24 protein-coding genes are annotated in these 24409 nt (G+C 43.0%); 18 read left to right on the top strand and 6 right to left on the bottom strand.

Annotation, left to right across the window (positions count from 1 at the left end; genetic code table 11):
- Positions 1 to 78: 78 nt before the first annotated feature.
- Positions 79 to 1176 (bottom strand): DNA polymerase III subunit beta, encoded by a 1098-nt coding sequence (gene dnaN / locus DFP77_RS01260; RefSeq protein WP_114410490.1) that lies wholly within the window; start codon positions 1174 to 1176, stop codon positions 79 to 81.
- A gap of 32 nt (positions 1177 to 1208) precedes the next feature.
- Positions 1209 to 2759 (bottom strand): chromosomal replication initiator protein DnaA, encoded by a 1551-nt coding sequence (dnaA, locus tag DFP77_RS01255; protein ID WP_114410489.1) that lies wholly within the window; start codon positions 2757 to 2759, stop codon positions 1209 to 1211.
- Positions 2760 to 3272: 513 nt separating this feature from the next.
- On the opposite strand from dnaA, the gene rpmH reads away from it, so the two are divergent.
- The 4 genes from rpmH (at position 3273) to mnmE (ending at position 7081) form a co-directional block, all read left to right on the top strand.
- The gene (gene rpmH, locus DFP77_RS01250) at positions 3273 to 3407 is read left to right on the top strand and encodes a 50S ribosomal protein L34 (protein WP_084035504.1); all 135 of its coding nucleotides are present in this window, start codon (positions 3273 to 3275) and stop codon (positions 3405 to 3407) included.
- Between the two features lie 8 nt (positions 3408 to 3415).
- Complete coding sequence (rnpA, locus tag DFP77_RS01245; RefSeq protein ID WP_114410488.1) at positions 3416 to 3814, top strand: ribonuclease P protein component; 399 nt, start codon at positions 3416 to 3418, stop codon at positions 3812 to 3814.
- Positions 3815 to 3908: 94 nt separating this feature from the next.
- Entirely contained in the window at positions 3909 to 5564 is a 1656-nt protein-coding gene (gene yidC / locus DFP77_RS01240; RefSeq protein ID WP_114410487.1) for a membrane protein insertase YidC, read from the top strand.
- Positions 5565 to 5701: 137 nt separating this feature from the next.
- Entirely contained in the window at positions 5702 to 7081 is a 1380-nt protein-coding gene (gene mnmE, locus DFP77_RS01235) for a tRNA uridine-5-carboxymethylaminomethyl(34) synthesis GTPase MnmE (protein WP_114410486.1), read from the top strand.
- Positions 7082 to 7152: 71 nt separating this feature from the next.
- On the opposite strand, the gene acuI is transcribed toward mnmE, so the two are convergent.
- The 3 genes from acuI to DFP77_RS01220 all read right to left on the bottom strand — a co-directional run bounded on the left by acuI (position 7153) and on the right by DFP77_RS01220 (position 9852).
- Entirely contained in the window at positions 7153 to 8136 is a 984-nt protein-coding gene (gene acuI / locus DFP77_RS01230; protein ID WP_114410485.1) for an acrylyl-CoA reductase (NADPH), read from the bottom strand.
- A 74-nt stretch (positions 8137 to 8210) separates the two neighbouring features.
- A complete protein-coding gene (gene acuR, locus DFP77_RS01225; RefSeq protein ID WP_258861040.1) occupies positions 8211 to 8882 on the bottom strand; it encodes an acrylate utilization transcriptional regulator AcuR in 672 nt (223 codons plus the stop codon).
- Positions 8883 to 8973: 91 nt separating this feature from the next.
- Positions 8974 to 9852 carry an AraC family transcriptional regulator gene (locus DFP77_RS01220; protein WP_181858474.1) on the bottom strand — a complete coding sequence of 293 codons (879 nt, stop codon included), beginning with the start codon at positions 9850 to 9852 and terminating at the stop codon, positions 8974 to 8976.
- 186 nt (positions 9853 to 10038) lie between these two features.
- Here DFP77_RS01220 and DFP77_RS01215 point away from each other — a divergent pair, with 186 nt between their 5' ends.
- The 14 genes from DFP77_RS01215 to DFP77_RS01150 all read left to right on the top strand — a co-directional run bounded on the left by DFP77_RS01215 (position 10039) and on the right by DFP77_RS01150 (position 23545).
- Positions 10039 to 11097 (top strand): NAD(P)-dependent alcohol dehydrogenase, encoded by a 1059-nt coding sequence (locus tag DFP77_RS01215; protein WP_114410483.1) that lies wholly within the window; start codon positions 10039 to 10041, stop codon positions 11095 to 11097.
- Between the two features lie 918 nt (positions 11098 to 12015).
- The gene (gene mnmG / locus DFP77_RS01210) at positions 12016 to 13905 is read left to right on the top strand and encodes a tRNA uridine-5-carboxymethylaminomethyl(34) synthesis enzyme MnmG (RefSeq protein ID WP_114410607.1); all 1890 of its coding nucleotides are present in this window, start codon (positions 12016 to 12018) and stop codon (positions 13903 to 13905) included.
- Positions 13906 to 13956: 51 nt separating this feature from the next.
- Positions 13957 to 14583 (top strand): 16S rRNA (guanine(527)-N(7))-methyltransferase RsmG, encoded by a 627-nt coding sequence (gene rsmG, locus DFP77_RS01205; RefSeq protein ID WP_114410482.1) that lies wholly within the window; start codon positions 13957 to 13959, stop codon positions 14581 to 14583.
- Between the two features lie 3 nt (positions 14584 to 14586).
- Positions 14587 to 15354 (top strand): ParA family protein, encoded by a 768-nt coding sequence (locus DFP77_RS01200; protein WP_114410481.1) that lies wholly within the window; start codon positions 14587 to 14589, stop codon positions 15352 to 15354.
- A 45-nt stretch (positions 15355 to 15399) separates the two neighbouring features.
- Positions 15400 to 16284: a ParB/RepB/Spo0J family partition protein gene (locus DFP77_RS01195; protein WP_114410480.1), complete on the top strand. Its 885-nt coding sequence runs from the start codon at positions 15400 to 15402 to the stop codon at positions 16282 to 16284.
- 163 nt (positions 16285 to 16447) lie between these two features.
- Positions 16448 to 16849, top strand: a complete 402-nt coding sequence (locus DFP77_RS01190) for an ATP synthase subunit I (protein ID WP_114410479.1) — start codon at positions 16448 to 16450, stop codon at positions 16847 to 16849.
- A 54-nt stretch (positions 16850 to 16903) separates the two neighbouring features.
- Positions 16904 to 17731, top strand: a complete 828-nt coding sequence (atpB, locus tag DFP77_RS01185; protein WP_114410478.1) for a F0F1 ATP synthase subunit A — start codon at positions 16904 to 16906, stop codon at positions 17729 to 17731.
- A 66-nt stretch (positions 17732 to 17797) separates the two neighbouring features.
- Entirely contained in the window at positions 17798 to 18055 is a 258-nt protein-coding gene (atpE, locus tag DFP77_RS01180; protein WP_087610906.1) for a F0F1 ATP synthase subunit C, read from the top strand.
- 57 nt (positions 18056 to 18112) lie between these two features.
- Entirely contained in the window at positions 18113 to 18583 is a 471-nt protein-coding gene (locus DFP77_RS01175; protein WP_110576211.1) for a F0F1 ATP synthase subunit B, read from the top strand.
- Between the two features lie 11 nt (positions 18584 to 18594).
- Positions 18595 to 19131, top strand: coding sequence for a F0F1 ATP synthase subunit delta (locus DFP77_RS01170; RefSeq protein ID WP_114410477.1), 537 nt, complete (start codon positions 18595 to 18597; stop codon positions 19129 to 19131).
- 38 nt (positions 19132 to 19169) lie between these two features.
- Positions 19170 to 20714 (top strand): F0F1 ATP synthase subunit alpha, encoded by a 1545-nt coding sequence (gene atpA, locus DFP77_RS01165; RefSeq protein WP_114410476.1) that lies wholly within the window; start codon positions 19170 to 19172, stop codon positions 20712 to 20714.
- 81 nt (positions 20715 to 20795) lie between these two features.
- Positions 20796 to 21656 carry a F0F1 ATP synthase subunit gamma gene (gene atpG / locus DFP77_RS01160; protein WP_114410475.1) on the top strand — a complete coding sequence of 287 codons (861 nt, stop codon included), beginning with the start codon at positions 20796 to 20798 and terminating at the stop codon, positions 21654 to 21656.
- A 29-nt stretch (positions 21657 to 21685) separates the two neighbouring features.
- Positions 21686 to 23062: a F0F1 ATP synthase subunit beta gene (gene atpD / locus DFP77_RS01155; RefSeq protein ID WP_114410474.1), complete on the top strand. Its 1377-nt coding sequence runs from the start codon at positions 21686 to 21688 to the stop codon at positions 23060 to 23062.
- A 63-nt stretch (positions 23063 to 23125) separates the two neighbouring features.
- Positions 23126 to 23545 (top strand): F0F1 ATP synthase subunit epsilon, encoded by a 420-nt coding sequence (locus DFP77_RS01150; RefSeq protein ID WP_114410473.1) that lies wholly within the window; start codon positions 23126 to 23128, stop codon positions 23543 to 23545.
- Between the two features lie 84 nt (positions 23546 to 23629).
- Here DFP77_RS01150 and DFP77_RS01145 read toward each other — a convergent pair whose 3' ends face one another.
- Positions 23630 to 24370: a TrmB family transcriptional regulator gene (locus DFP77_RS01145; protein WP_110576200.1), complete on the bottom strand. Its 741-nt coding sequence runs from the start codon at positions 24368 to 24370 to the stop codon at positions 23630 to 23632.
- Positions 24371 to 24409 lie beyond the last annotated feature (39 nt).

Here is a 24409-nt window from a genome sequence, read left to right as displayed (position 1 = left end):
GGGAGGGAAGACAGCCCTCCAAGCATTTGATTCTTTCAAACGCTTGGAGGGTGATAGGTCTATTCATCTAGCTGATAATTATAGACGCATCGGCATCACAACGTATTGTGCTGCGTGACTTTGAGCTTCTTCGATCAAGGCACTGCTGTTCGAGTCGTTTAAGGATAAACGTACTTCCTGAGAGTCTACGACACCCAATACGTCTAATAAATAACCCACGTTGAAGCCCACTTCCATATTGTCGCCTTGGTATTGCACCAATACGGATTCTTCAGCTTCTTCTTGCTCTGGGTTATTAGCAAAGACTTGCAACATGCCATTAGAAAGAATCAAACGCACGCCACGGTATTTCTCGTTAGAAAGAATCGATGCACGTAGGAATACTTGGCGTAATTCCAAACGATCTGCAATAACTATTTTTTCGTTGTTACGAGGAATAACGCGATGATAATCAGGGAATTTGCCATCAACTAGCTTAGAAGTGAACACATAATCCGCGACTTTGGCACGAATATGGTTTGTGCCTATCGTTAGCTCAACCACTTCATCGGTATCGTTAAGCAAGCGGTTTAATTCCAGTACACCTTTGCGAGGTACGATAACTTGCGTCAGATCGCCACTTACTTGGGCGTCTTCAACAGCCGTTGCTAAACGGTGTCCATCGGTTGCTACTACACGTAATTGACCATCAGCCACTTCTAACAGCATGCCGTTAAGGTAATAACGCACATCTTGGTTCGCCATGGCAAAACCAGTACGGTCGATCAATCGACGCACGCTGTTTTGTGCGATAGACACAGACAAATCACCTTGCATATCTTGGATATTCGGGAATTCATCGGCTGGCAAAGTAGACAAGCTAAAACGTGAACGACCTGAGCGAATGACCGCTTTTTGATCGTCCAATGTGAATTCAATCACAGCGCTGTCTGGTAAGCTTTTGCAAATATCCATTAGCTTGCGAGCAGGCACGGTAATACGGCCTTCTTCGCACTCATCTAATGGCACATGTCCAACTAACTCAACTTCTAAGTCAGAGCCAGTCAGTGTTAATACTTGGTCTTTCACTTCCACCAATACATTGGCCAAGACAGGCATAGTTTGCTTGCGCTCTACAACGCCTGCCACTAGTTGAAGTGGCTTAAGAAGTGTCTCGCGGACGACTGAAAATTTCATTATTTTCCTCGTAAACTCAAAGTCTTAGACCATCAGGTGGTCAGGATTCGCATCAATTGTTTATAGTCTTCACGGATATCCGAATCGGTGTCTTGCAGCTCTTTGATCTTACGAATCGCATGCAATGCAGTCGTATGATCTCGTCCACCAAACGCATCACCAATTTCTGGCAAACTGTGGTTGGTCAATTCTTTTGCTAATGACATCGCCACTTGACGAGGACGAGCCACTGAACGACTACGACGTTTGGACAACAGATCACTGATCTTAATTTTATAATATTCCGCGACAATTCGCTGGATATTATCAATGTTAACTAGCTTGTCTTGCAAGGCCAAAAGGTCTTTTAACGACTCACGCACAAAATCAGGCGTAATAGCGCGCCCAGTAAAATGCGAGTTAGCGATAACACGTTTTAGTGCACCTTCTAGCTCTCGCACGTTGGAGCGGATTTTCTGCGCAATAAAGAAAGCAGAATCGTAAGATAACTTGATGCCACTTTCATCTGCTTTACGCATCAAAATAGCCACACGAGTTTCTAATTCTGGAGGCTCGATAGCGACAGTTAAACCCCAGCCAAAACGCGATTTCAGGCGATCTTCCAGACCTTGAATTTCTTTAGGGTAGCGGTCACAGGTCAAAATCATCTGCTGTCCGCCTTCTAACAAGGCATTAAAAGTGTGGAAAAACTCTTCTTGGGTTCTGTCTTTACCGGCAAAAAATTGAATATCATCAATAAGTAAGGCATCCACAGAACGATAATAACGTTTAAAGTCGTTAATCGCGTTTAACTGCAAAGCCTTTACCATATCGGCAACAAAACGCTCGGAATGCAGGTAAACCACCTTAGCATTCGGATTGTGACGCATCATCTCAGTACCGACGGCTTGCATTAAGTGAGTTTTACCTAATCCAACCCCACCGTATATAAAGAGGGGGTTATAAGCACCGCCTGGATTTTCAGCAACTTGTAGGGCTGCGGCATGAGCCAGCTGGTTCGATTTACCCTCGATGAAGTTATCAAAGGTAAAAGAATTATTCAGGTTCGCGCCGTGGTTAATACCACCTTCAACTTGTACTTTACGTTTGGGCGCCGTTAACGGCAGTTGCCCCTGTTCATAAGGTTCAAGTTCACCGCGTAACCCTGTGCCAGACAAAGTTAATGGCGCTTCAAATTCGAGATCGGCATGTGGCGGCCCATCTTCTTCATCCATTAAACCAAAGCCAGGACGATAACCAGATTCTCTTGCGACTTCATTATTTAAAGGGCTGATAACCGGTTCGCTTGAAACTGGAGGCGGTGGCGGCGACATCTGATTCGTTTGAGCGAAGTTTTGAGCTTTAACTTCCAGCTTTAAAGCAGGAGCAAGGTCATCACCCGCAAATTCAGACAATAACTCTTTTATGCGCGTTTGATATTTGTTACTCACCCAATCCAACACGAATCGGTTTGGTGCGCTCAGGCGCAATTCTCCATTAGGCATCATTTCAGCCTGTAATGGACGAATCCAAGTGTTGAACTGAGATGTGGAAAACTCACCCTGCAAACGCTGCAGGCAAAGATTCCAATGCTCCAAAGACACTGTAAACGTACTCCCTGGTTGAGTGACAGACAAGAAGCGGATTTTACATCGGACAATAAAAGTTATCCACATATAAATGGAAAATAAGGCACACAACTCTATAAATTCAAAAATGTTAATAACACAAGAGGTTATGCACATCGGTAGATAAAATATTTCTCGTGTGCATAAAGGAGATAGTTATACACATATTAACATTGGTTTATTTTTATGTTTTGCACAAGTAAGATATTTTTTATCTTTTTGATTTTTATACACAATAACTAATTAAAAAAACCTTCTGTGGATAAGATATCAAAATGATTTTTTCTTTATCCACCACTAAGGTAGAAGTCTGTGTGTAAGTGCTTAATGAATTGTGAAGCTATTTATTTAATAATTTTGCGCCTAGAAGCATTGAATTTACTGAGGAAAGGCTCTAAAATCCGCGCCCTGATTTGACCAATCAAATGTAGAGGCTTGGCGACCGCTAACCCTCAAAACTCAAACACTGCATTCAGTGAGAGAATTAAGATGAAAAGAACTTTCCAACCTAGCGTTCTAAAACGCAAACGCAACCACGGTTTCCGTGCTCGTATGGCTACTAAAAGCGGACGTCAAATCGTCGCTCGTCGTCGTGCTCGCGGACGCAAGGTTCTAAGCGCATAAGCACGCTAATGACCGACTATTGTTTTCCTCGGCATGTCAGACTTCTGAATGCCGGGGATTATCAATCTGTCTTTAACGACACCTCCTCCAAAGTCTTCGCAGGCGAATTCCTTTTATTGGCACGAAAACGAGATGATGACCAAGCTCGACTGGGTCTTATTGTGTCCAAAAAAACGGATAAACGCGCGGTAGGCAGGAATCGTATCAAACGCTTGGTGCGTGATTCCTTTCGTCACCACAAAATACCACTTTCAGGTCTTGATATTGTCTTCCTAGCAAGACAAGGTATCAAAGAGCTGGAAAATGCTGATTTGCACAAACGACTCGACAAAGCGTGGGATCAATTGGCAAAAAAAGCTCAAAAACCTGCTCAAAATAAAAAACGCGACCAAACTAGACAGAAATAGGCTGAAAAAACTGCCAAAGGCTGGTTTAATAGCGCGTGATTTTTATAAGGGTTCTGTGAACCTATTGTCCAACCAAACAAATTAGTTGAATACCATGGATTTCAGACGTTACTTTTTATGGGGTGCGCTTTTTATCAGTGGCTACCTACTGTTTTTACAGTGGAGCCAAGATTATGGTCCTCAGTCCACTCAAAGCGTAGCTCAAAGCACACAATCTCAATCTGAGATAAACTCTCAAATGAGCGATGATTTGCCTTCGGCAATTCAAAGCACAACCGAAGCCAATGCCGAAATCCCACAAAGTGTGACAAAAATCGCACCTGGGAAGTTGATTCAAGTCACAACCGATACCCTTCGTGTTGCGATCAATCCAGTCGGTGGTGATTTGGTTGAAGCCGCTCTTCTTCAATATAAAAAAGAATTAGGCAAGCCTGATCCATTTGTTATTTTAGAAGATGGCAGCGAGCGCACTTATGTGACTCAAAGTGGCCTAGTTGGACAAAATGGTCCAGACGCTTCTCCTGAAGGTCGTCCAGTTTACCAATCTGAAAAAACCGCTTATTCCTTAGCGGAAGGTGAAGATTCTCTTGATGTGAACCTTTACTACACAGATGCTCAAGGCGTGAAATATACAAAAACTTTCCGCTTTATGAAGGGTAAATACCGTATTCGTCAATTGATCACAGTAGACAACGCTTCATCTAATACATGGCGTGGTAATCTATTTGCTCAGATCAAACGTGATAATACGCCAGATCCAAGCCAAGCAACGAGCATGGGCCTACAGCCTTACCTTGGTGGTGCGATTTCTGACGAACAGACGAAATACAACAAGATCTCTTTCTCTGATATGAAAGAAGAGCCTGTTAAAACAACCACGACTCAAGGTTGGGTTGCGGTACTTCAGCACTATTTCGTGTCTGCTTGGGTTCCAGAGCAAGGTCAAAAAGTGACATTGCAAGCTCGTACTAATGGCGACTTCAACATCATTGGTTTCACTGGTACGCCAGTAGAAATTGCAGCAGGCAAACAAGGTACATTGAGCTCTACTTTCTATGTAGGTCCAAAATTACAAGACCACCTTGAAGAAACCGCTACAAACCTAGATTTGACCGTCGATTACGGCTGGTTATGGTGGTTGGCTAAACCACTATTCTGGTTGCTTACTCTAATTCAGTCATTCGTTATTAACTGGGGCATCGCGATTATCTTGGTTGTGGTCTGTGTAAAAGCAGTCTTTTTCAAGCTATCAGCAACAAGCTACCGTTCTATGGCGAAAATGCGTAAATTCGGCCCAGAAATTGCCAAACTGAAAGACCAGTATGGTGATGATCGTCAGAAGATGTCGCAAGAAATGATGGCGCTGTACAAGAAAGAAAAAATCAACCCTCTGGGTGGGTGCTTGCCAATCTTAGTACAAATGCCGGTTTTCCTTTCGTTATACTGGGTATTGATGGAATCTGTTGAATTGCGCCATGCGCCGTTCTTCCTGTGGATTCACGATTTATCAGTGATGGACCCATTCTTTATCCTGCCAATCTTGATGGGTATTAGTATGTTTGTTCAACAATCACTTAACCCTACGCCTCCAGATCCAATGCAAGCTCGAATCATGAAGATCATGCCAGTGGCATTCTCCATCTTCTTCTTGTGGTTCCCAGCTGGTTTGGTTCTATACTGGGTAACGAACAACACCTTATCCATATTGCAACAATATGTGATTACAAAACGCATCGAAAAAGAAGCCTGATACTAAATAGGCTTAGGTTTTGATTAAAAAGGCTTCCCATTGGGAGGCCTTTTTTACGTTTAGATTGCCTTGATCCCTCAGCTAACGGACAATGGCACCAACCTAGATACATTACTTTTATTGCACAGAGTTTGATTATGACTGATTTCCAATACGCCACAGACCAAGACACCATTGCCGCACAAGCCACAGCTCCCGGCCGAGGTGGCGTAGGCATCATTCGTTTATCAGGCCCCAAAAGCCTTGCCATCGCCCAACAAATTTTGGGATTTGAACCTAAACCACGTTACGCCCATTACGTGCCATTCAAAACAACGAATCAAGAACAACTTGATGAAGGCATCGCCTTATATTTCCCAGGACCAAACTCGTTTACTGGCGAAGACATCTTTGAACTACAAGGTCACGGTGGTCCGGTCATTATGGACATGCTGCTAAGCCATTGTGTTGCTCTTGGCGCACGTTTAGCCCGCCCAGGTGAATTCTCTGAACGCGCCTTTATGAACGACAAGATGGACTTAACCCAAGCGGAAGCCATTGCCGATTTGATCGACAGCACTTCGGAGCAAGCCGCTAAATGTGCGCTACGCTCCTTGCAAGGTGCCTTCTCTACACGCGTTGATGAATTGGTCGAAGCCTTGATTCACCTGCGTATTTACGTTGAAGCTGCAATTGATTTTCCAGAAGAAGAAATCGACTTCATCGGTGACGGCAAAGTTGCCACTGAACTGGCAGACATTAAAAACAAGCTAATCGAAGTGCTTAAAGAAGCCAACCAAGGCGCCTTGATTCGCGAAGGCATGAGCGTGGTTATTGCAGGGCGCCCCAATGCGGGTAAATCTAGCTTACTAAACGCTTTATCTGGCAAAGAATCCGCCATTGTCACTAACATCGAAGGCACCACTCGTGATGTCTTGCGTGAACATATTCACTTAGATGGCATGCCGCTGCACATTATCGACACAGCAGGCTTACGCGACAGCCCAGACGAAGTAGAGCGCATTGGTATTCAGCGCGCATGGGACGAAATCAGTAAAGCAGATCGCATCTTAATGATGGTCGACAGCCAATCTATTGATTCAAAAGACCCAAGTGAAATCTGGCCAGAATTTATGGAGAAACTAGGCGATACTAAACACCTAACCTTGGTGCGTAACAAAGTCGACTTAACCAAAGAAAGCACAGGCATCGAAATGGTCTCAGGCGTCTCTGTGATCTCTCTATCGGCAAAAACAGGAGAGGGCGTTAACGACCTGACCGAACATCTCAAAGCCGTCATGGGCTTCGACAGCACGACTGAAGGGGGCTTTATCGCTCGTCGTCGTCACATAGAAGCCCTCAACAAAGCTAACCGCTTTTTAGACGCAGGCTATGAGCAACTGCACGGTTACGGCGCAGGGGAATTGCTGGCTGAAGATCTGAAAGAAGCCCAACAAGCGCTTAGCGAAATCACCGGTGCTTTCACCAGCGATGACCTGCTAGGCCGCATCTTTGGCTCGTTCTGTATTGGGAAATAATGGAAAAAGGTTGATGAACACTTGCTCATCAACCTTTTTTTGCCATTTTTCAGTTAGTTGTATATTTGAATCTAAGCCTTAACATTCACCAATACACGACCTCGTACTTTGCCTTCAAGTAATTTATTAGCCGTTTCTACGACATCGTCCAAGCCGATTTCTTCGCTCATGCTGTCAAAATCTTCTGGCTGTAGCAGTTCGCTCAAACGTTGCCATGCTTCAATGCGGTCTTGTAATGGCCGCATGACGCTGTCGATACCAATCAGCTTGATGCCTCGTAAAATGAAAGGTGCTACAGAAGCAGGGAAGTCCATGCCTTGTGCTAAGCCACAACACGTCACCACACCGCCGTATTTGGTAGTGGCACAGGCATTAACTAAAGTGTGACTGCCAACACAGTCGATGACGCCAGCCCAACGCTCTTTTTGCAACGGCTTGCCCTGCTCAGACAGTGTATTCCGGTCGATGATGTCGCTCGCACCAAGGCTTTTCAAATAGTCGCTTTCTTCCATTCGTCCAGTAGAAGCAACAACGTGATAGCCAAGACGGTTCAGTAGGCGAATCGCAAAACTGCCAACGCCACCGTTGGCGCCTGTCACTAATACTTCGCCTGAATCAGGCGTAACACCTTGTTTTTCAAGAGCAATTACCGACAACATAGCGGTATAACCCGCTGTACCTATTGCCATAGAATGCTTGGCATCTATACCTTTTGGAAGCGGAATGAGCCACTCGCTTTTGAGTCGTGCTTTTTGAGCCAAACCGCCCCAATGCATTTCACCCACACCAAAACCATTCAGTATGACGAAATCGCCTTCAGAGAAGCGCTCAGAATCGCTTTGTAGAATTTTACCGACTAGATCGATTCCAGGCACCATAGGAAAAGAACGCACAACAGGAGACTTACCAGTGATAGCTAAGCCGTCTTTGTAATTTAAGGTGCTGTAATGCACTTCAATCAACACATCACCTTCTGGCAGCTGATCTTCCTGCAGTTCAACCACGGATGCTGTGCTTTTCTTGTCTTCTTGGGTGATCAATAAACCTTTGAACATAAATCCTCCAATTTTAGACCGTTCGTCTATTTATATGGACAAAAAAGCCAAGTAGCTTCACTTGGCTATTGTCATTAATTTGTATTAATTTGAATTGCTTGGATAAAAAACGCCATGAACAAGCTTAGTGGTTGTGTGCTTTTGACTAATCTAGCCCGATGAACAGCGCCTTCCCAGCCAATCCAAAATGCTTGAGAAATATCGTTAATATTGCCTGTAAGATCAATTTCACCTTGTTTTTGACTTTCTAATAAACAGGTCGCCACTCGTACTTGCCAGCTTTGATAGGTTGCTTGCAGTTGTTCTCGAAACGCCTCAGAAAGCAGACTGGATTCTTGTTCCAAGTTACCCACTAAACAACCACGTTTAAATTCGTGCCGGACAATGCCGTCTTGGGCGTCTTGAGCAAAACGCTGTAATCGCTCTAGCGGAGAAAAAGCCTCGTCCAGTAAGAAACCATCTAACTTAGCTTCGAAATAACGGCGATAACGCTCTAAGACTGCCAAACCAAAGGCTTCTTTACTAGAAAAATAATGATAGAAAGACCCCTTTGGCACACCAATCGATTTTAAAATCGGATCAATACCACTGCGAATAAAGCCAGATTCCGTCAATATTTGCATTCCAGCACGCAGCAAAGCCTCTTTGGTATCCAAAGAATCGCTTGGTTGTTTTTTAGGACGACCACGACGAGGTTTATTCGGCAGATTAACGGTGGTATCTGGTTCATCAAGGATAGAGAGCAAGTGTTTATACCTAGGCAATAAAATACGATAGGTATTAATTTAGACCACCTGTCTATTAAATTCAACAAAGTAAATTCAATAAGGAAAAAAATTATATTACGGCGTCTTCTCTTAGCTTGTCTTTTGTCGGAGGCGCACCAAAGTAGCGTTTATAATCTCGACTGAACTGATGAATACTTTTATAGCCAACTTCTAAAGAAATCTGACTGACATTCAGGTGACCTCGGTTTAACAGCATTTGTGCTTTCAATAGACGCAAACGCTTCAGGTACTGTAATGGAGACGATCCTGCGATGTTTTTAAAATGATGGTGGAAGCTTGAAACACTCATGTTGGCATCTTCTGCAAGCTGTTCCACACGGACTTCTTGATCCAGCTGCTGATGCAATTGTTTAAGGGAATTCACTATCAGCGAAAAGCGTCCTTGATTAAGCACCAAGGCACGTAACGCATCCCCTTGCGAGCTTTGCAAAGCTTCAAAAACCACCTCTCGAACTCGACTCGGCCCCATTATTTTTGCAGTATTTGGGTCGTATAAAGCTTTGATAAGGCGAGATACAGACTCAATCATTTCATCACTCATTGATACTGAAGACATGGGGAAATGGGATACAGATAGCTTTAAATCATTTTCAGAAGAAACAGAAACTAACTCAGATAACAAAACTGGATCTATATCAATAGACACTCCAAGAAGAGGTTCATCTTCGCTAGCAAAGGTTTCACACTCAAAGGGTAAAGGCAGTGTTTGAACTAAATAATGGCCAGAATTATAATGAATTTCACGATCACCCAAGTAACCAATTTTACGACCTTGGACAATAATAGTAAGTCCAGGACTATAAATTAAAGGTATTCTAGGTAAGGATTTCGCACACTTCATCAAGCGCACATTGGCAATTAACGTATCAGAAAAACCTTCCGAACTTACTAGAGGTTTGATCAAATCTACTAAATTTCTATCGGTCATATTTGATCCATCTATCTATAAAAATCAATGAAGTTATTATCCATACAAGATTGTGTAGGAAAAGTTATGTTTTAACTATTTAGAGAAATAGGCAAAACAATAGCAAGAATGCACAACACAAAACATCAAAGCTTACTCTACACTAGGTAACACATATTTCATGTTCTAACACTGGAGTAACTATTTATGAGCCAAGCAAAATCTTATGCTGCACTCTCTGCAACAACCCCTTTAGCACCCTTTTCATTTGAACGTCGCGCGCTTCGTGAAGACGATGTAAATATCGACATTCTTTATTGTGGTGTTTGTCACTCTGATATTCATACGGCGGAAAGTGATTGGGGACCAAGTAATTACCCAATCGTTCCTGGCCATGAAATTGTCGGTAAAGTCACCGAAGTTGGCAGTAAAGTGTCCAAATATAAGATTGGCGACATTGTCGGCGTAGGTTGTATGGTCGACTCTTGTCAGCATTGCTCCCATTGCGCCGCGGACTTAGAGCAATATTGCGATAATGGTCCAGTCGGAACCTATGGTGCTCACGATCTAATCGACGGAACTTTAACCTACGGTGGTTATTCAGATCACATAGTAGTGCGTGAAAAGTTCGTCTTATCTATTCCTCAGACTTTAGAACTGAGTAAAGCCGCTCCTTTATTATGTGCTGGTATCACAACGTATTCTCCACTACGTCATCACGGCATTAAGGCAGGCGATAAAGTCGGTGTTTTAGGAATGGGCGGTTTAGGCCACATGGGCGTGAAATTCGCAAAAGCCTTTGGTGCAGAAGTGACTATTTTCACTCGTTCAGAAAGTAAAATTGCAGAAGCGAAAAAACAAGGCGCAGATTATGTGATCGTTTCAACTGACGAAGCACAAATGAAAGCAGCCGCAATGACATTCGACTATTTATTAGACACCATTCCCGTTCAACATGATTTGAACCCGTACTTGGGTTGCTTAAAAGTCGATGGAACGCACATTTTAGTCGGTCTTATCGAACCAATGGAACCAGCGGTTCATGCGGCCAACTTGGTGATGAAACGTCGTGTACTCACTGGTTCTTTGATCGGTGGTATTGCAGAAACACAAGAAATGTTGGACTTCTGTGCAGAGCATAACATTGAATGTGATGCTGAGATGATCAATATCCAGGATATCAACCAAGCTTATCAGCGCATGAAAAAAGGCGATGTGAAATACCGATTCATTATCGATATGAAAAGCTTGAAAGAAGAAGCTTAACCTCGCTTTATAGCTTCTTACCTTAAAAAGCGCCTTTGATAGGCGCTTTTTTTTGCTCTATTTTCTATCGCGGTCCAGTTTAATAACTAAAAAACGCAACAGGGCGAGGGCGCTAAGGCCTGTAATCAACTCGTTTTCTTCTTAACCTCGTCGCCACTGCACAAGAAACTTCTCTCCATTGTTTCATTGAATGCCGATATCGCTTTTGATAATTCAATACAAGCCACTCTCTCAAATATAGCCTCATCCTCATTTGTCGCTTTATACAGTGAAGATGATCATAAAGGCAAAATAGTTACTCACAGGTAGATTTTTTCAAGATTGTCTTTCTTTCTCCACAATGGCTCGAACATCAACAAAAATCAGGATCTAAGGTAATTATTCACACTGGCTATCTAGAAAAAAATAAAATTTTTTATTTTTTTTCTTGTGGATTATTTTTTTTAGAAAAAGGGCTTTTTTTGTGGAGAAAAACATAAAAAAACATAATAAACAACAACTTAAAGCATTCAAGAAACAAAAAACAGCTTGTTGATAAGTATGGTGATAGCTTGATAGGAAGTTTTGCACAGTTTTTAACAACTTGGACCTTAAAAATCGACTCTGTATAAGTCCCTATTTTATGCACAGGTTTAGGTTATCCACACCACAAGATAACCCGCCCTGTCTTAACAAGATGTTATCTTTATAAACACTTAATAAGTATAGATTTTTTATCTTTATACACAGAAATTAGCTTGCTATATAAACATAACAAACATAAAAGACCTTATATACTTACTTAAATATATTAATATTGATGACCGGGTTAAGAGAGTTTCGATCTCTTTCTTTTTGGAAATTAGCCTATATACTAAGCGGCCTCAATCGATGATTGATCGTTTTTTATTCATTTTATTTAGTAATACCGAGGTTCCTGTGGATTTCCCAAGTCGCTTTGATGTGATTGTGGTTGGTGGCGGACACGCTGGTACAGAAGCAGCTTTAGCAGCAGCTCGTATGGGCGTTAAAACTTTGTTACTTTCTCACAACATTGAAACTTTAGGACAAATGTCCTGTAACCCCGCCATTGGTGGCATAGGGAAGTCCCATCTGGTTAAAGAAATAGACGCTTTAGACGGCGCTATGGCATTAGCAACAGATCAAGCGGGGATTCAGTTTCGTACTTTGAACTCTCGTAAAGGACCTGCTGTTCGAGCCACACGAGCTCAAGCTGATCGCATTTTATATAAAGCGGCTATTCGCCATAAGTTAGAAAACCAAGAAAACTTATGGCTTTTTCAACAATCGGCTGAAGATCTGATTGTTGAAGATGGTGCTGCTCGTGGTGTGATTACTCAAACAGGTATTCGCTTTAATAGTAAAACCGTTGTTTTAACGGCCGGTACCTTTTTAGGTGGCGTTATCCATATTGGCTTACAAAACCACTCAGGTGGCCGTGCTGGTGATCCGCCATCTATTGGCTTAGCGCAAAAACTTCGAGCTTTACCATTCCGTGTTGATCGCTTAAAAACGGGAACACCACCTCGTATTGACGCACGTACTGTCGATTTTTCTCTGATGCAGGCACAACCTGGTGATGACATTGATCCTGTTATGTCATATATGGGCAATCGTGCAATGCATCCTCGTCAAGTTGAGTGTTTTATTACTCATACTAATGAACAAACTCACGACATAATTCGTGCTGGTATGGATCGTTCACCAATGTACTCTGGTGTTATAGAAGGCATTGGGCCACGTTACTGTCCTTCTATTGAGGACAAAATAGTACGCTTTGCCGATAAGAACTCTCATCAAATCTTTATCGAGCCAGAAGGTTTAACGACACACGAACTGTATCCAAATGGTATTTCGACATCTTTGCCATTTGATGTACAAATTGAGCTAGTACGTTCGATGAAAGGCATGGAGAGTGCCCACATCACTCGTCCTGGTTATGCTATTGAGTACGATTACTTTAATCCTCAGGATTTAAAATATTCTTTAGAAACCAAACACATGCCAGGTTTGTTCTTTGCAGGACAAATCAATGGAACAACAGGTTATGAAGAAGCTGGCGCACAAGGGTTACTGGCTGGTCTAAATGCTGCCTTATTAGCTCAAGATAAAGAAGCGTGGACGCCGCGTCGTGATGAAGCCTATCTAGGTGTATTAGTTGATGACTTGATTAGCATGGGTACAAAAGAACCCTATCGCATGTTTACTAGTCGTGCCGAATATCGTTTGATCTTGCGTGAAGACAATGCTGACATGCGTTTGACTGAAAAAGGTCGTGAGCTTGGTTTGGTTTCTGATGAGCGTTGGGCTGCCTTCTGTAAAAAACGTGAAGCAATAGAAGTAGAAACGCAACGTCTTAAATCGAGTTGGGTTGTGCCAAATACACCAGAAGCGGAAAGTATCAATCCTAAATTGGAAACGCCAATTACTCATGAATACAGCTTGTTGGATCTACTAAAGCGTCCGAACATTGTGTATTCCGATGTAGCGAATTTGAAAAATGCTCTTGATGAGCCTGTGGACGAACAAGTTTCTGAGCAAGTACAAATTGCTGTGAAATACGCGGGCTACATTTCTCGTCAAGCCGAAGATATTGAGCGTCTACGTCGTCAAGAAAATACCGAGCTACCTGAAGATTTGGATTATACCAAGATGGAAGGTCTTTCGAATGAGATCAAGCAAAAGCTGACTCAACAGCGCCCTGCAACGCTTGCGGCAGCATCTCGAATCCAAGGTGTGACGCCAGCTGCAGTATCCTTACTATTAATTCACTTGAAAAAACGTGCGATTGCGCGCAAAAGTGCCTAGAATCATCAGCCGATAATCCTTAATTGCTATCTCTATAGAAATGGATCGACTGTGACACACTTTGACACTATTCAAAAAGGCGCCCAACAAATGGGCGCTGTTCTATCTGATGAAACCATTCAGACACTTGTAAAATACTTAGCCATGCTCGAAAAGTGGAATAAGGCTTACAACCTAACTGCTATTCGTGATGTTGAGCAAATGATCACATTACACTTGTTAGACAGTTTGGCGACATTACCTTTTATCACCGGTGAAAATATTATAGATGTCGGCACTGGACCGGGTTTACCTGGTATGGTGCTTGCTATATGTTATCCAGATAAACAATTTACGTTATTAGACAGTAATGGCAAAAAAACACGCTTCTTAACACAAGTTAAGATGGAGTTAGGTACTCATAACGTAACCGTAGCCAATGAACGTGTTGAAAAGCATGCTTTTCAAGGCACTTACGATCATGTTATTTCAAGAGCTTTTGCCTCTTTAGAAGATATGATTAATTGGACGTTGCCGCTTCCGAAAGACTCGGGTAACTTTTTGGCTATGAAGGGTGTTTATCCTAGCGAAGAAATAGCGACACTGCCCAAAGGCGTTGATGTAGTGTCTGTAGAACCTCTAAATGTGCCAAATGTTCAGGCGGAGCGTCACATGGTTGTGATGACGCGTAAAGGATAAAGCATGGCAAAAATCATAGCAGTAACCAATCAAAAAGGTGGCGTTGGTAAAACCACTACTTGCGTTAATTTAGCAGCATCCTTAGCGGCGATGAAACGTCGAGTGCTGTTAATTGATCTTGATCCACAAGGTAATGCAACAACAGGTAGCGGTTTTACCAAAGAAGAATTAGACACCAGTGTTTATGATGTATTGATTGGTTCTCATGGCGTAAAAGAAGTCATGAAAAAAAGCATGCCTGGGGACTACTGGGTATTGCCTGCTAATGGTGATTTAACTGGTGCGGAAGTCGTTTTACTAGATTTACCAAGTAAAGAAACACGCTTACGTGCTGGTTTGTATGAAGTCGACAATGACTTTGATTATATATTGATGGATTGTCCGCCTGCATTGAATATGCTGACTGTTAATGCGTTAGCTGCTTCACAGGGAGTTTTGATTCCGGTGCAGTGTGAGTATTACGCGCTAGAAGGATTGACCGCTTTACTGCAAACAATTGAGCGTATTACTCAGGCATTAAATCCCTCTCTAGAGGTCGAAGGTATTTTACGAACCATGTATGATCCTCGTCCTAGTTTAACTCACGATGTTTCTAGCCAACTCCATAAACATTTTGGTTCCAAAGTGTATGATACTGTGATTCCTCGAAATATTCGTTTGGCGGAATCACCAAGTTACGGCTTGCCAGTTTTACATTATGAAAAACAATCTCGAGGCGCTATTGCTTACTTAGCATTGGCCGGTGAGTTTATTAGAAAATCTGTCGCATAATTATTGTGTTATAAGCGTACTTTGATACCAATTAGGGTTAATGAAATGACGATGAAAAAAAGAGGCCTAGGTCGTGGCTTAGATGCATTATTGGCACCACAATCGACGCCAACTAATGAGGCTGAAAGTGGCTCAAACAATGAGCAAATTAAAGGTCTGACTTATTTACCAGTAGAATGGCTTTCTAAAGGGAAATTCCAACCTCGTCGTGACATGAATCCTTCACAATTAGAAGATTTGGCTGCTTCCATTCGTACCCAAGGCATCATGCAGCCGATTGTTGTACGACCAAATGGTCATAATCAATATGAAATCATCGCCGGTGAACGCCGTTGGCGAGCTGCCAAATTGGCGGACTTAACACAAGTACCTGTGATTGTGCGCCATGTCGAGGACGCTGATGCTGTCGTGCTTGCTCTGATCGAAAATATTCAACGCGAAGACCTAAACCCCGTTGAAGAAGCCTTGGCACTACAGCGTTTAGTTGAAGATTTTCACCTTACTCAACAAGAAGTTGCCGATACCGTTGGTAAATCTCGCTCGACAGTAGCAAATTTATTGCGATTACTAGGTTTAACACCAGAAGTACGTCGTTTATTAGAACATGGTGATATCGAAATGGGCCATGCTCGAGCGTTATTGCCATTAGAGCATGACAAACAAATTCAAGCAGCGTCACAAGTTGTCACTAAATCTTTGTCTGTTCGTGAGACGGAACGATTAGTGAAAAACTTTCAAGTCGTTGATAAAAATGAAGATAACAAACCATCTCTGCCTGATTTAAGTGCAGAAGCTGAACGCATTAGCCAAAAGATTAATGCAGCGGTGAAAATACAGCCTTCAGCAAAAGGAAAAGGTAAGCTTGTCATTGAGTATAGAAACCCTGAGCACCTAGAACTCTTGGTTAGCGAGCTCCTGGCTGGGAAATGAAGCAATTCGTGACAAGTGCTTTTTTCTATCTAGACAAGATGAGTAGAAACTGATCCCACTATCCGTTTTAAGTTGAACACAGCCGCCATAACCCATATAATGCCTCGAATTTTGTAAATCATCACATTGATTGCACTTTTATTGTGCAAAAAGAGAGTTTGTAATGGAGGCAAATAAGCCACTAAGCGCCAGTGCAATGATTAGCGCTAAAAAGAAGGCTGTGTTTCGTTTTCTTTTATTGCAATTAATGCTCACTTTTTTTGTTTCTTTGGGAATCTTTTACATCGTTAATGGTCTGTATGGGTACTCTTTTTTATTAGGAGGGCTGACCAGCATACTACCCAATGTTTATATGGCTTGGCGGGTGTTCGGCCATAAAAGAATTTTGCCTGCGAAAGAGGTTGTTAAATCTTTTTATAGAGGAGAGGCTGGTAAGCTGGTTTTAACTGTCTTACTGCTATCACTGGTGTTTATTCTGGTGAAACCTCTGGCCGCTGGAAGCTTTTTTGCGGGCTTTAGTTTAGCAATTTTGAGTCACTGGCTCAGCCCTGCTGTTATTCGTTAATTTAACGAACAGTGGGCGCGTGGTTTTTATCATTAAAAGAGCGTGGATATAAATATGGCAAGTGAAAATCCAACAGCTTCGGAGTACATAAAGCATCACCTTCAGAATTTGACCTTTGGTCAGCATCCTGATGGTAGCTGGGGTATTGCGGAGACATCTAAGCAAGCTGCAGACATGGGCTTTTGGGCGATTCACCTAGATACAATGGGATTCTCTATTGGTTTGGGTATTTTGTTTTTAGCAATGTTTCGTTTTGCAGCGAAGAAAGCGTCAGTAGCGACTCCTACAGGCCTACAGAATTTCGTAGAGCTTATGGTTGAGTTCGTTGATAACTCAGTCAAAGAAAGTTTTCATGGCAAAAGCAAAGTTATCGCTCCATTAGCGTTAACCATTTTTGTGTGGATATTTTTGATGAACTTAATGGATTTGGTACCAATTGACTTCATTCCTAGAATTGCTACGGATGTTTTCGGTATTGAATACTTTAAGATAGTGCCGACAACAGATATCAATGCTGCACTAGGTATGTCTTTGTCTGTCTTCTTCTTGATTATTTTCTATAGCATAAGCATTAAAGGGGTTGGTGGGTTCATGAAAGAACTTACATTACAGCCTTTTAATACTCCAATCATGATTCCATTTAACTTTGTTTTGGAAGTGGTTGGGTTATTAGCAAAACCTGTGTCATTGGCATTGCGATTATTCGGTAACTTGTATGCCGGTGAATTGATCTTTATCTTGATTGCTCTTTTGCCTTGGGGTGTTCAGTGGGCTTTGTCTGTACCATGGGCAATTTTTCACATACTAGTCATAACACTGCAAGCTTTTATCTTCATGATGTTGACTATTGTATACCTGAGCATGGCTCACGAAGAACACTAAGATATTGTTATATATAGTAATATTTTTTTAAACTTGAATCTAAAACTGTAAAATCTAGGAGTTAAAATGGAAACTGTAGTTGGTTTAACTGTTATCTCTGTAGCAATCCTTATCGGCTTGGCTGCATTGGGCACAGCAATTGGCTTTGCTATCTTGGGTGGCAAATTTCTTGAAGCAAGTGCGCGTCAACCAGAACTTGCGCCAATGCTACAAACCAAAATGTTCATCGTTGCAGGTCTTTTGGATGCTGTATCTATGATTGGTGTTGGTATTGCGTTGTTCTTCACTTTCGCTAACCCATTCATTGCTCAGGTTGCTGGCTAATACGTCGCTTGATTGTAAGTGATTTATTTTTTGAACGACTAGAGCGAGGATATTAGCGTGAACTTGAATCTCACACTTATAGGCCAAGCTATTTCGTTTGCCATTTTTGTCTGGTTCTGCATGAAATTTGTGTGGCCACCAGTGATTGCTGCGCTCGAAGAGCGTAGCAAAAAAATAGCAGACGGTTTAGAAGCAGCGAACCGCGCTTCCCGTGATCTTGAGTTGGCACAAGAACAAGCCGACCAGATTTTACGCGAAAGCAAAGACAACGCGGCCGAGATTATTGAACAAGCCAACAAACGTGCGAACCAAATGATCGACGAGGCGAAAGAGCAGGTGATTGCCGATGGCAAACGTCTGCGCGAAGCAGCTCAAGCAGAGATCGAGCAAGACGTTATGCGTGCTAAAGAAGCATTGCGTGCTCAAGTTTCTGTTCTTGCATTTGCTGGTGCCGAGAAGATTTTGGGAGCCACCATTGACGAAAAAGCACATAGCGAGATCGTTGAACAGCTCGCCAAAGAGCTTTAAGCGAGGGTCTAATGGCTGAATTAAAAACAGTCGCGCGACCGTATGCGAAAGCCGTTTTTGAAGTTGCTAAAGAGCAAGGTCAAATTACTGAGTGGGCTGATATGTTAAGCATATTAGCTGCTGTAACAGTAGAACCTAAGCTTAAACAGGCACTTAAAAATTCGGCTTTTAGTGCGGAAGAGAAGGCAAACGCTCTAGCGGACGTTTGTGCAGAAGTAGCTACAGAGCAAGGTAAAGCATTTTTGCTTACCCTTGCAGTGAATAAGCGTTTATCGCTTCTTCCTATGATTTCTGTGCTATTTTTACAGTTCAAACTGAATTTCGAAAAAGCCGTAAATGTTGAATTTACGTCTGCATTTGAACTTACAGCAGAACAAACACAAGCATTAGCCGCTTCATTGGCGAAAAAGTTGGATCGTACAGTCAACTTAACCAGTGAAACAGACGCAAGCCTACTTGGTGGCGTGGTTATTCGTACAGGTGACTTAATCATCGACGGTTCAGTTCGCGGTAAACTAGCGAAACTGGCCGAGGCGATAAACTCCTAGTGTTTCGTTAAATCGAAACCAGGGTTGAGGAATTTAGCATGCAGCAACTGAATCCATCTGAGATCAGCGAGATTATCAAGAAGCGCATCGAGAACCTCGATGTATCTTCTGATGCCCAAAATGAGGGCACAATTGTCAGCGTGGCAGACGGTATCGTTCTGATCCACGGCCTGGCAGATGTTATGTACGGGGAAATGATTGAATTCCCTGGTGGTGTTTATGGTATTGCTTTGAACCTAGAGCGTGACTCTGTCGGTGCAGTAGTACTTGGTAAATACCAAGACCTTGTAGAAGGTCAAAAAGTGAAATGTACAGGTCGTATACTGGAAGTTCCAGTAGGTCCTGAATTGCTTGGTCGTGTTGTTGACGCATTGGGTAACCCAATCGACGGCAAAGGCGCAATCGATGCAAAATTAACGGATAAAGTTGAGAAAGTGGCACCAGGCGTTATCGAACGTCAGTCCGTTGATCAGCCTATCCAAACGGGTTACAAAGCAATTGACGCCATGGTGCCAATTGGTCGTGGTCAACGTGAGTTGATCATCGGTGACCGTCAGATTGGTAAGACAGCTCTAGCAATCGACACCATTATTGCTCAGAAAGATTCTGGCATTAAATGTGTGTACGTAGCGATCGGTCAGAAACAATCTACTATTGCTAACGTTGTTCGTAAGCTTGAAGAAGCTGGCGCAATGGAATACACCACAGTAGTAGCCGCTGGCGCATCTGATCCAGCAGCAATGCTTTACATAGCGCCATACACTGGCTGTACTATGGGTGAATATTTCCGTGACCGCGGTGAAGATGCATTGATCATTTATGATGATTTGACCAAGCAAGCTTGGGCTTACCGTCAGATCTCTTTGCTTCTACGTCGTCCGCCAGGTCGTGAAGCCTACCCAGGTGACGTATTCTATCTTCACTCTCGTCTTCTTGAGCGTGCATCACGTGTAAACGTTGAGTACGTAGAGAAATTCACCAATGGTGAAGTGAAAGGCAAAACAGGTTCTTTGACCGCATTGCCAATCATCGAGACTCAAGGTGGTGACGTATCTGCATTCGTACCAACCAACGTTATCTCCATCACAGATGGTCAGATATTCTTGGAAACGAGCGCGTTTAACTCGGGTATCCGTCCAGCGATGAACGCCGGTATTTCGGTATCTCGTGTAGGTGGTGCAGCACAAACTAAGATCGTCAAGAAACTTGGCGGTGGTATTCGTCTTGCATTGGCTCAGTACCGTGAATTGGCGGCTTTCGCTCAGTTCGCATCTGACCTAGACGAAGCGACTCGTAAGCAGCTAGAGCACGGTAAACAGGTTACTGAACTGATGAAACAAAAGCAGTTCTCTCCTATGTCTGTAGCTGATATGGGCGTAGTTCTTTACGCTGCTAATGATGGCTTCCTTGAAGATGTTGAAACAAGCAAAATTGCTAGCTTTGAAAAAGCATTGTTAGGTTACATGAACAGTGAACACACTGATCTTATGGCTGACATTAACAAAACTGGTAATTTTAACGGCGAGATTGAAGCGACATTTAAAGCGGCAATCGAGAAGTTTAAAGCGACGCAAACTTGGTAATGAGTTTGGTGGCAAGCTAATTAGCCTGTCACCACTTTCTTGCAGTTTGTGAAATAACATTCTCACAAGGGCAGTTCTATTATGGCAGTCGGAAAAGAGATACGCACTCAGATTTCGAGCATTAACAATACGCGTAAAATTACTCGTGCTATGGAAAAAGTAGCAGCAAGTAAAACGCGTAAAGCTCAGGATCGTATGGCCGCTTCTCGTCCGTATGCGGAACGAATTCGCCAAGTAGTTGGTCATTTGGCCAACGCGAATCCTGAGTATAAACACCGTTACCTTACCGAGCGTGAGGCGAAGCGTGTTGGTTATATCGTAGTCTCTTCTGACCGTGGGTTATGTGGTGGTTTGAACGTTAACGTGTTCAAAAAAGCCATTAAAGATATGAAACAGTTTGCTGATTCTGGTGTTGAAATCGACATCTGTGCGATTGGTAGTAAAGCCGTTTCATTCTTTCGTAACTACGGCGGAAATGTAGCAGCAGCCTTCACCGGTTTAGGTGATGCACCAAAAGCTGACGACTTAGTCGGCAGTGTTAAGGTGATGCTAGACGCATTTGATGAAGGTCGTATTGATCGTCTTTATGTGGTTTCAAATGAGTTCGTGAATACCATGACTCAAAACCCGACGGTTGAACAACTTTTGCCATTAAAAGCGGAAGAGAATACAGAGTTACAGCACCACTGGGATTACATCTACGAACCAGAGCCTGTTGAAATTTTAGACGGATTATTGGTTCGCTATATTGAATCTCAAGTATATCAGTCAGTGGTTGAGAATATTGCGTGTGAGCAAGCAGCTCGTATGATTGCGATGAAGAACGCAACAGACAACGCCGGCGATATCATTGATGAATTACAGTTGGTGTACAACAAGGCTCGTCAAGCAGCGATTACTCAGGAAATTTCTGAGATAGTCAGCGGCGCGGCAGCGGTTTAAGGTATTTAGGTATTTAAGAGGATCCGAACATGAGTAGCGGACACATCGTACAGGTTATCGGTGCTGTTATGGACGTGGAATTTCCACGTGATAGCGTGCCAAAAGTATATGATGCCCTGACCATTGAGGGTAAAGAGTTGGTGTTGGAAGTTCAACAACAACTAGGCGACGGTATTGTTCGTACCATCGCAATGGGTTCTACTGACGGTATTAAACGTGGTTTGGTTGTTGAAAACACAAACAAGCCAGTTTCTGTACCAGTTGGTACTCAAACACTAGGACGTATTATGGACGTTCTAGGTAATCCGATTGACGAAAAAGGCCCAATCGGCGAAGAAGAGCGTTGGTCAATTCACCGTTCAGCTCCTTCTTATGCTGAGCAGTCTTCTAGCAACGAATTGCTAGAAACAGGTATCAAGGTTATCGACCTTGTTTGTCCTTTCGCGAAAGGTGGTAAAGTTGGTCTGTTTGGTGGTGCCGGTGTAGGTAAAACCGTAAACATGATGGAACTTATCCGTAACATCGCTATCGAGCACAGCGGTTACTCTGTATTCGCTGGTGTTGGTGAGCGTACTCGTGAAGGTAACGACTTCTACCACGAGATGACTGACTCGAACGTAATTGACAAAGTATCTCTTGTATACGGCCAAATGAACGAGCCACCAGGTAACCGTCTTCGTGTTGCTTTGACTGGTTTGACAATGGCTGAGAAGTTCCGTGACGAAGGTCGTGACGTACTTTTCTTCGTAGATAACATCTACCGTTACACGCTAGCGGGTACAGAAGTATCTGCATTGCTAGGTCGTATGCCATCTGCGGTAGGTTACCAACCTACACTTGCTGAAGAGATGGGTGTTCTTCAAGAACGTATCACCTCTACTAAGACTGGCTCTATCACGTCTGTTCAAGCGGTATACGTACCTGCTGATGACTTGACAGATCCATCTCCAGCAACAACCTTCTCTCACTTGGACGCAACGGTTGTATTGTCTCGTGACATCGCATCTTTGGGTATCTACCCAGCGATCGATCCTCTAGATTCTACTTCACGTCAGCTTGACCCACTTGTTATCGGTCAAGAGCATTACGACGTAGCTCGTGGCGTACAGATGGTATTGCAACGTTACAAAGAATTGAAAGACATCATCGCAATCTTGGGTATGGACGAGTTATCTGAAGAAGATAAGCAAACGGTTAACCGTTCTCGTAAAATCCAGCGTTTCTTGTCTCAGCCTTTCTTCGTAGCAGAAGTATTTACAGGCGCACCTGGTAAGTATGTTTCTTTGAAAGACACGATTCGTGGCTTTAAAGGCATCTTGGATGGTGAGTTTGATGATCTTCCAGAGCAAGCGTTCTACATGATTGGTAGCATCGACGAAGCCGTCGAGAAAGCTAAGAAACTTTAACCATCACGCGTAGTAAAAGCGTCTAACGGCGCTTTTACTAAGTATGACTAAGAGAGGCAACTTATGGCTATCACAGTACACTGCGATATCGTAAGCGCTGAACAAGAGATTTTTTCCGGCTCGGTCCAATTTCTTGTGGCTTCAGGATATAATGGTGACTTAGGTATTATGCCTGGTCACGCTGCATTATTGACGACTTTAGAAGCTGGTCCTGTTCGTGTGGTTAAAGAAAATGGTGACGAAGAGGTTATCTTCGTGTCCGGTGGCTTCCTAGAAGTTCAACCGCACCGTGTCACCGTCTTGGCTAACACAGCCACTCGTGCAAGAGACCTAGACGAAGAAGCTGCAGTGAAAGCGAAAGAGCATGCGAAAGAGCTCATAGCTAATCAGCAAGCTGATGTCGACTATTCTCGTGCAACTGCGGAATTAGCAGAAGCTGTTGCGCGTTTGCGTACGATTCAGCAGTTCCGCGAACATAAGTAAGCGGCAACGTTGAGTTTGAAGTCAAAAAAAAGCAGCTTTCGAGCTGCTTTTTTATTGCCTGTTATTTGAGTGCAATGTTGTTTTTTAGAGCATCTTCCACAAAGTATCGAAGATGATCTGCTGGGCTTTGGCTATGTCTTTTGACTCCAACACCACGGCAGAAGGGAAGTTGTTACTCGCCAAAGAGATGATTGCACACTTTGGTGGGTAGATAGCGATATAACTGGCATCAACCGACCCTTCCGTTTTAATCCACTTACGTTCTGATAATTCCGCTTCTTCGCCACCATCCCCCAGAGCAATTACTTTTACGTTAATACCAAGCTTTACACGCTGCTTTGTGTAGTTAGGAAAAGGTCGATACAAAAAGGGACGAATCGGTTTAGACGAAAACACACAATATTCTTTGTGGTCTTGTTGCGACACCACGTTTAAAATATCGCGCAAAACCCACTCGATACCATCATCGCCTTCGTAATAGCGTACATGTGTTTGATGATAATCCGGTTGCTGCTGATGCAAATTCGGAATAATCGTGTTTTTTAGGTTATCGATGGTCTTGTTCAGGCGGTTACGTTTTTCTTCCGCTAGGTTTAATAGAATATCAGGGTTTTCAGCGGTAAAAAGTCGACGTTTTCCTTTTGGAAAATAACTCACAATGCCTTTGCTTTGCAGCTGTTTTAACGACTCATAGGTTGTGCCGCGGTTAATGCCGCTGTGTTCGGCAATATCTCGAATGGAAGACGGCCCTAGCTTTAATAGCGTTTGGTAAAGTTGCGTTTCTCTTGGTGTTAAACCAAGCATTTCAAAAGCTTGCTGAATCATATGGCTCACAGTACATAGTAATTATTTAGAGAATGTAAT

The organism is Marinomonas foliarum (genome assembly GCF_003337275.1).
GTDB lineage: Bacteria > Pseudomonadota > Gammaproteobacteria > Pseudomonadales > Marinomonadaceae > Marinomonas > Marinomonas foliarum.
This window is presented reverse-complemented; position numbering and strand designations above follow the sequence as displayed.

Bases quoted from the DNA above. Each gene is read 5' to 3' on its own strand.
- dnaN (WP_114410490.1), bottom strand. From the start codon at position 1,176: ATGAAATTTTCAGTCGTCCGCGAGACACTTCTTAAGCCACTTCAACTA.
- rpmH (WP_084035504.1), top strand. From the start codon at position 3,273: ATGAAAAGAACTTTCCAACCTAGCGTTCTAAAACGCAAACGCAACCAC.
- rnpA (WP_114410488.1), top strand. From the start codon at position 3,416: ATGACCGACTATTGTTTTCCTCGGCATGTCAGACTTCTGAATGCCGGG.
- yidC (WP_114410487.1), top strand. From the start codon at position 3,909: ATGGATTTCAGACGTTACTTTTTATGGGGTGCGCTTTTTATCAGTGGC.
- mnmE (WP_114410486.1), top strand. From the start codon at position 5,702: ATGACTGATTTCCAATACGCCACAGACCAAGACACCATTGCCGCACAA.
- acuI (WP_114410485.1), bottom strand. From the start codon at position 8,136: ATGTTCAAAGGTTTATTGATCACCCAAGAAGACAAGAAAAGCACAGCA.
- DFP77_RS01220 (WP_181858474.1), bottom strand. From the start codon at position 9,852: ATGACCGATAGAAATTTAGTAGATTTGATCAAACCTCTAGTAAGTTCG.
- DFP77_RS01215 (WP_114410483.1), top strand. From the start codon at position 10,039: ATGAGCCAAGCAAAATCTTATGCTGCACTCTCTGCAACAACCCCTTTA.
- DFP77_RS01200 (WP_114410481.1), top strand. From the start codon at position 14,587: ATGGCAAAAATCATAGCAGTAACCAATCAAAAAGGTGGCGTTGGTAAA.
- DFP77_RS01195 (WP_114410480.1), top strand. From the start codon at position 15,400: ATGACGATGAAAAAAAGAGGCCTAGGTCGTGGCTTAGATGCATTATTG.
- DFP77_RS01190 (WP_114410479.1), top strand. From the start codon at position 16,448: ATGGAGGCAAATAAGCCACTAAGCGCCAGTGCAATGATTAGCGCTAAA.
- atpB (WP_114410478.1), top strand. From the start codon at position 16,904: ATGGCAAGTGAAAATCCAACAGCTTCGGAGTACATAAAGCATCACCTT.
- atpE (WP_087610906.1), top strand. From the start codon at position 17,798: ATGGAAACTGTAGTTGGTTTAACTGTTATCTCTGTAGCAATCCTTATC.
- DFP77_RS01170 (WP_114410477.1), top strand. From the start codon at position 18,595: ATGGCTGAATTAAAAACAGTCGCGCGACCGTATGCGAAAGCCGTTTTT.
- atpA (WP_114410476.1), top strand. From the start codon at position 19,170: ATGCAGCAACTGAATCCATCTGAGATCAGCGAGATTATCAAGAAGCGC.
- atpG (WP_114410475.1), top strand. From the start codon at position 20,796: ATGGCAGTCGGAAAAGAGATACGCACTCAGATTTCGAGCATTAACAAT.
- atpD (WP_114410474.1), top strand. From the start codon at position 21,686: ATGAGTAGCGGACACATCGTACAGGTTATCGGTGCTGTTATGGACGTG.
- DFP77_RS01150 (WP_114410473.1), top strand. From the start codon at position 23,126: ATGGCTATCACAGTACACTGCGATATCGTAAGCGCTGAACAAGAGATT.
- DFP77_RS01145 (WP_110576200.1), bottom strand. From the start codon at position 24,370: ATGATTCAGCAAGCTTTTGAAATGCTTGGTTTAACACCAAGAGAAACG.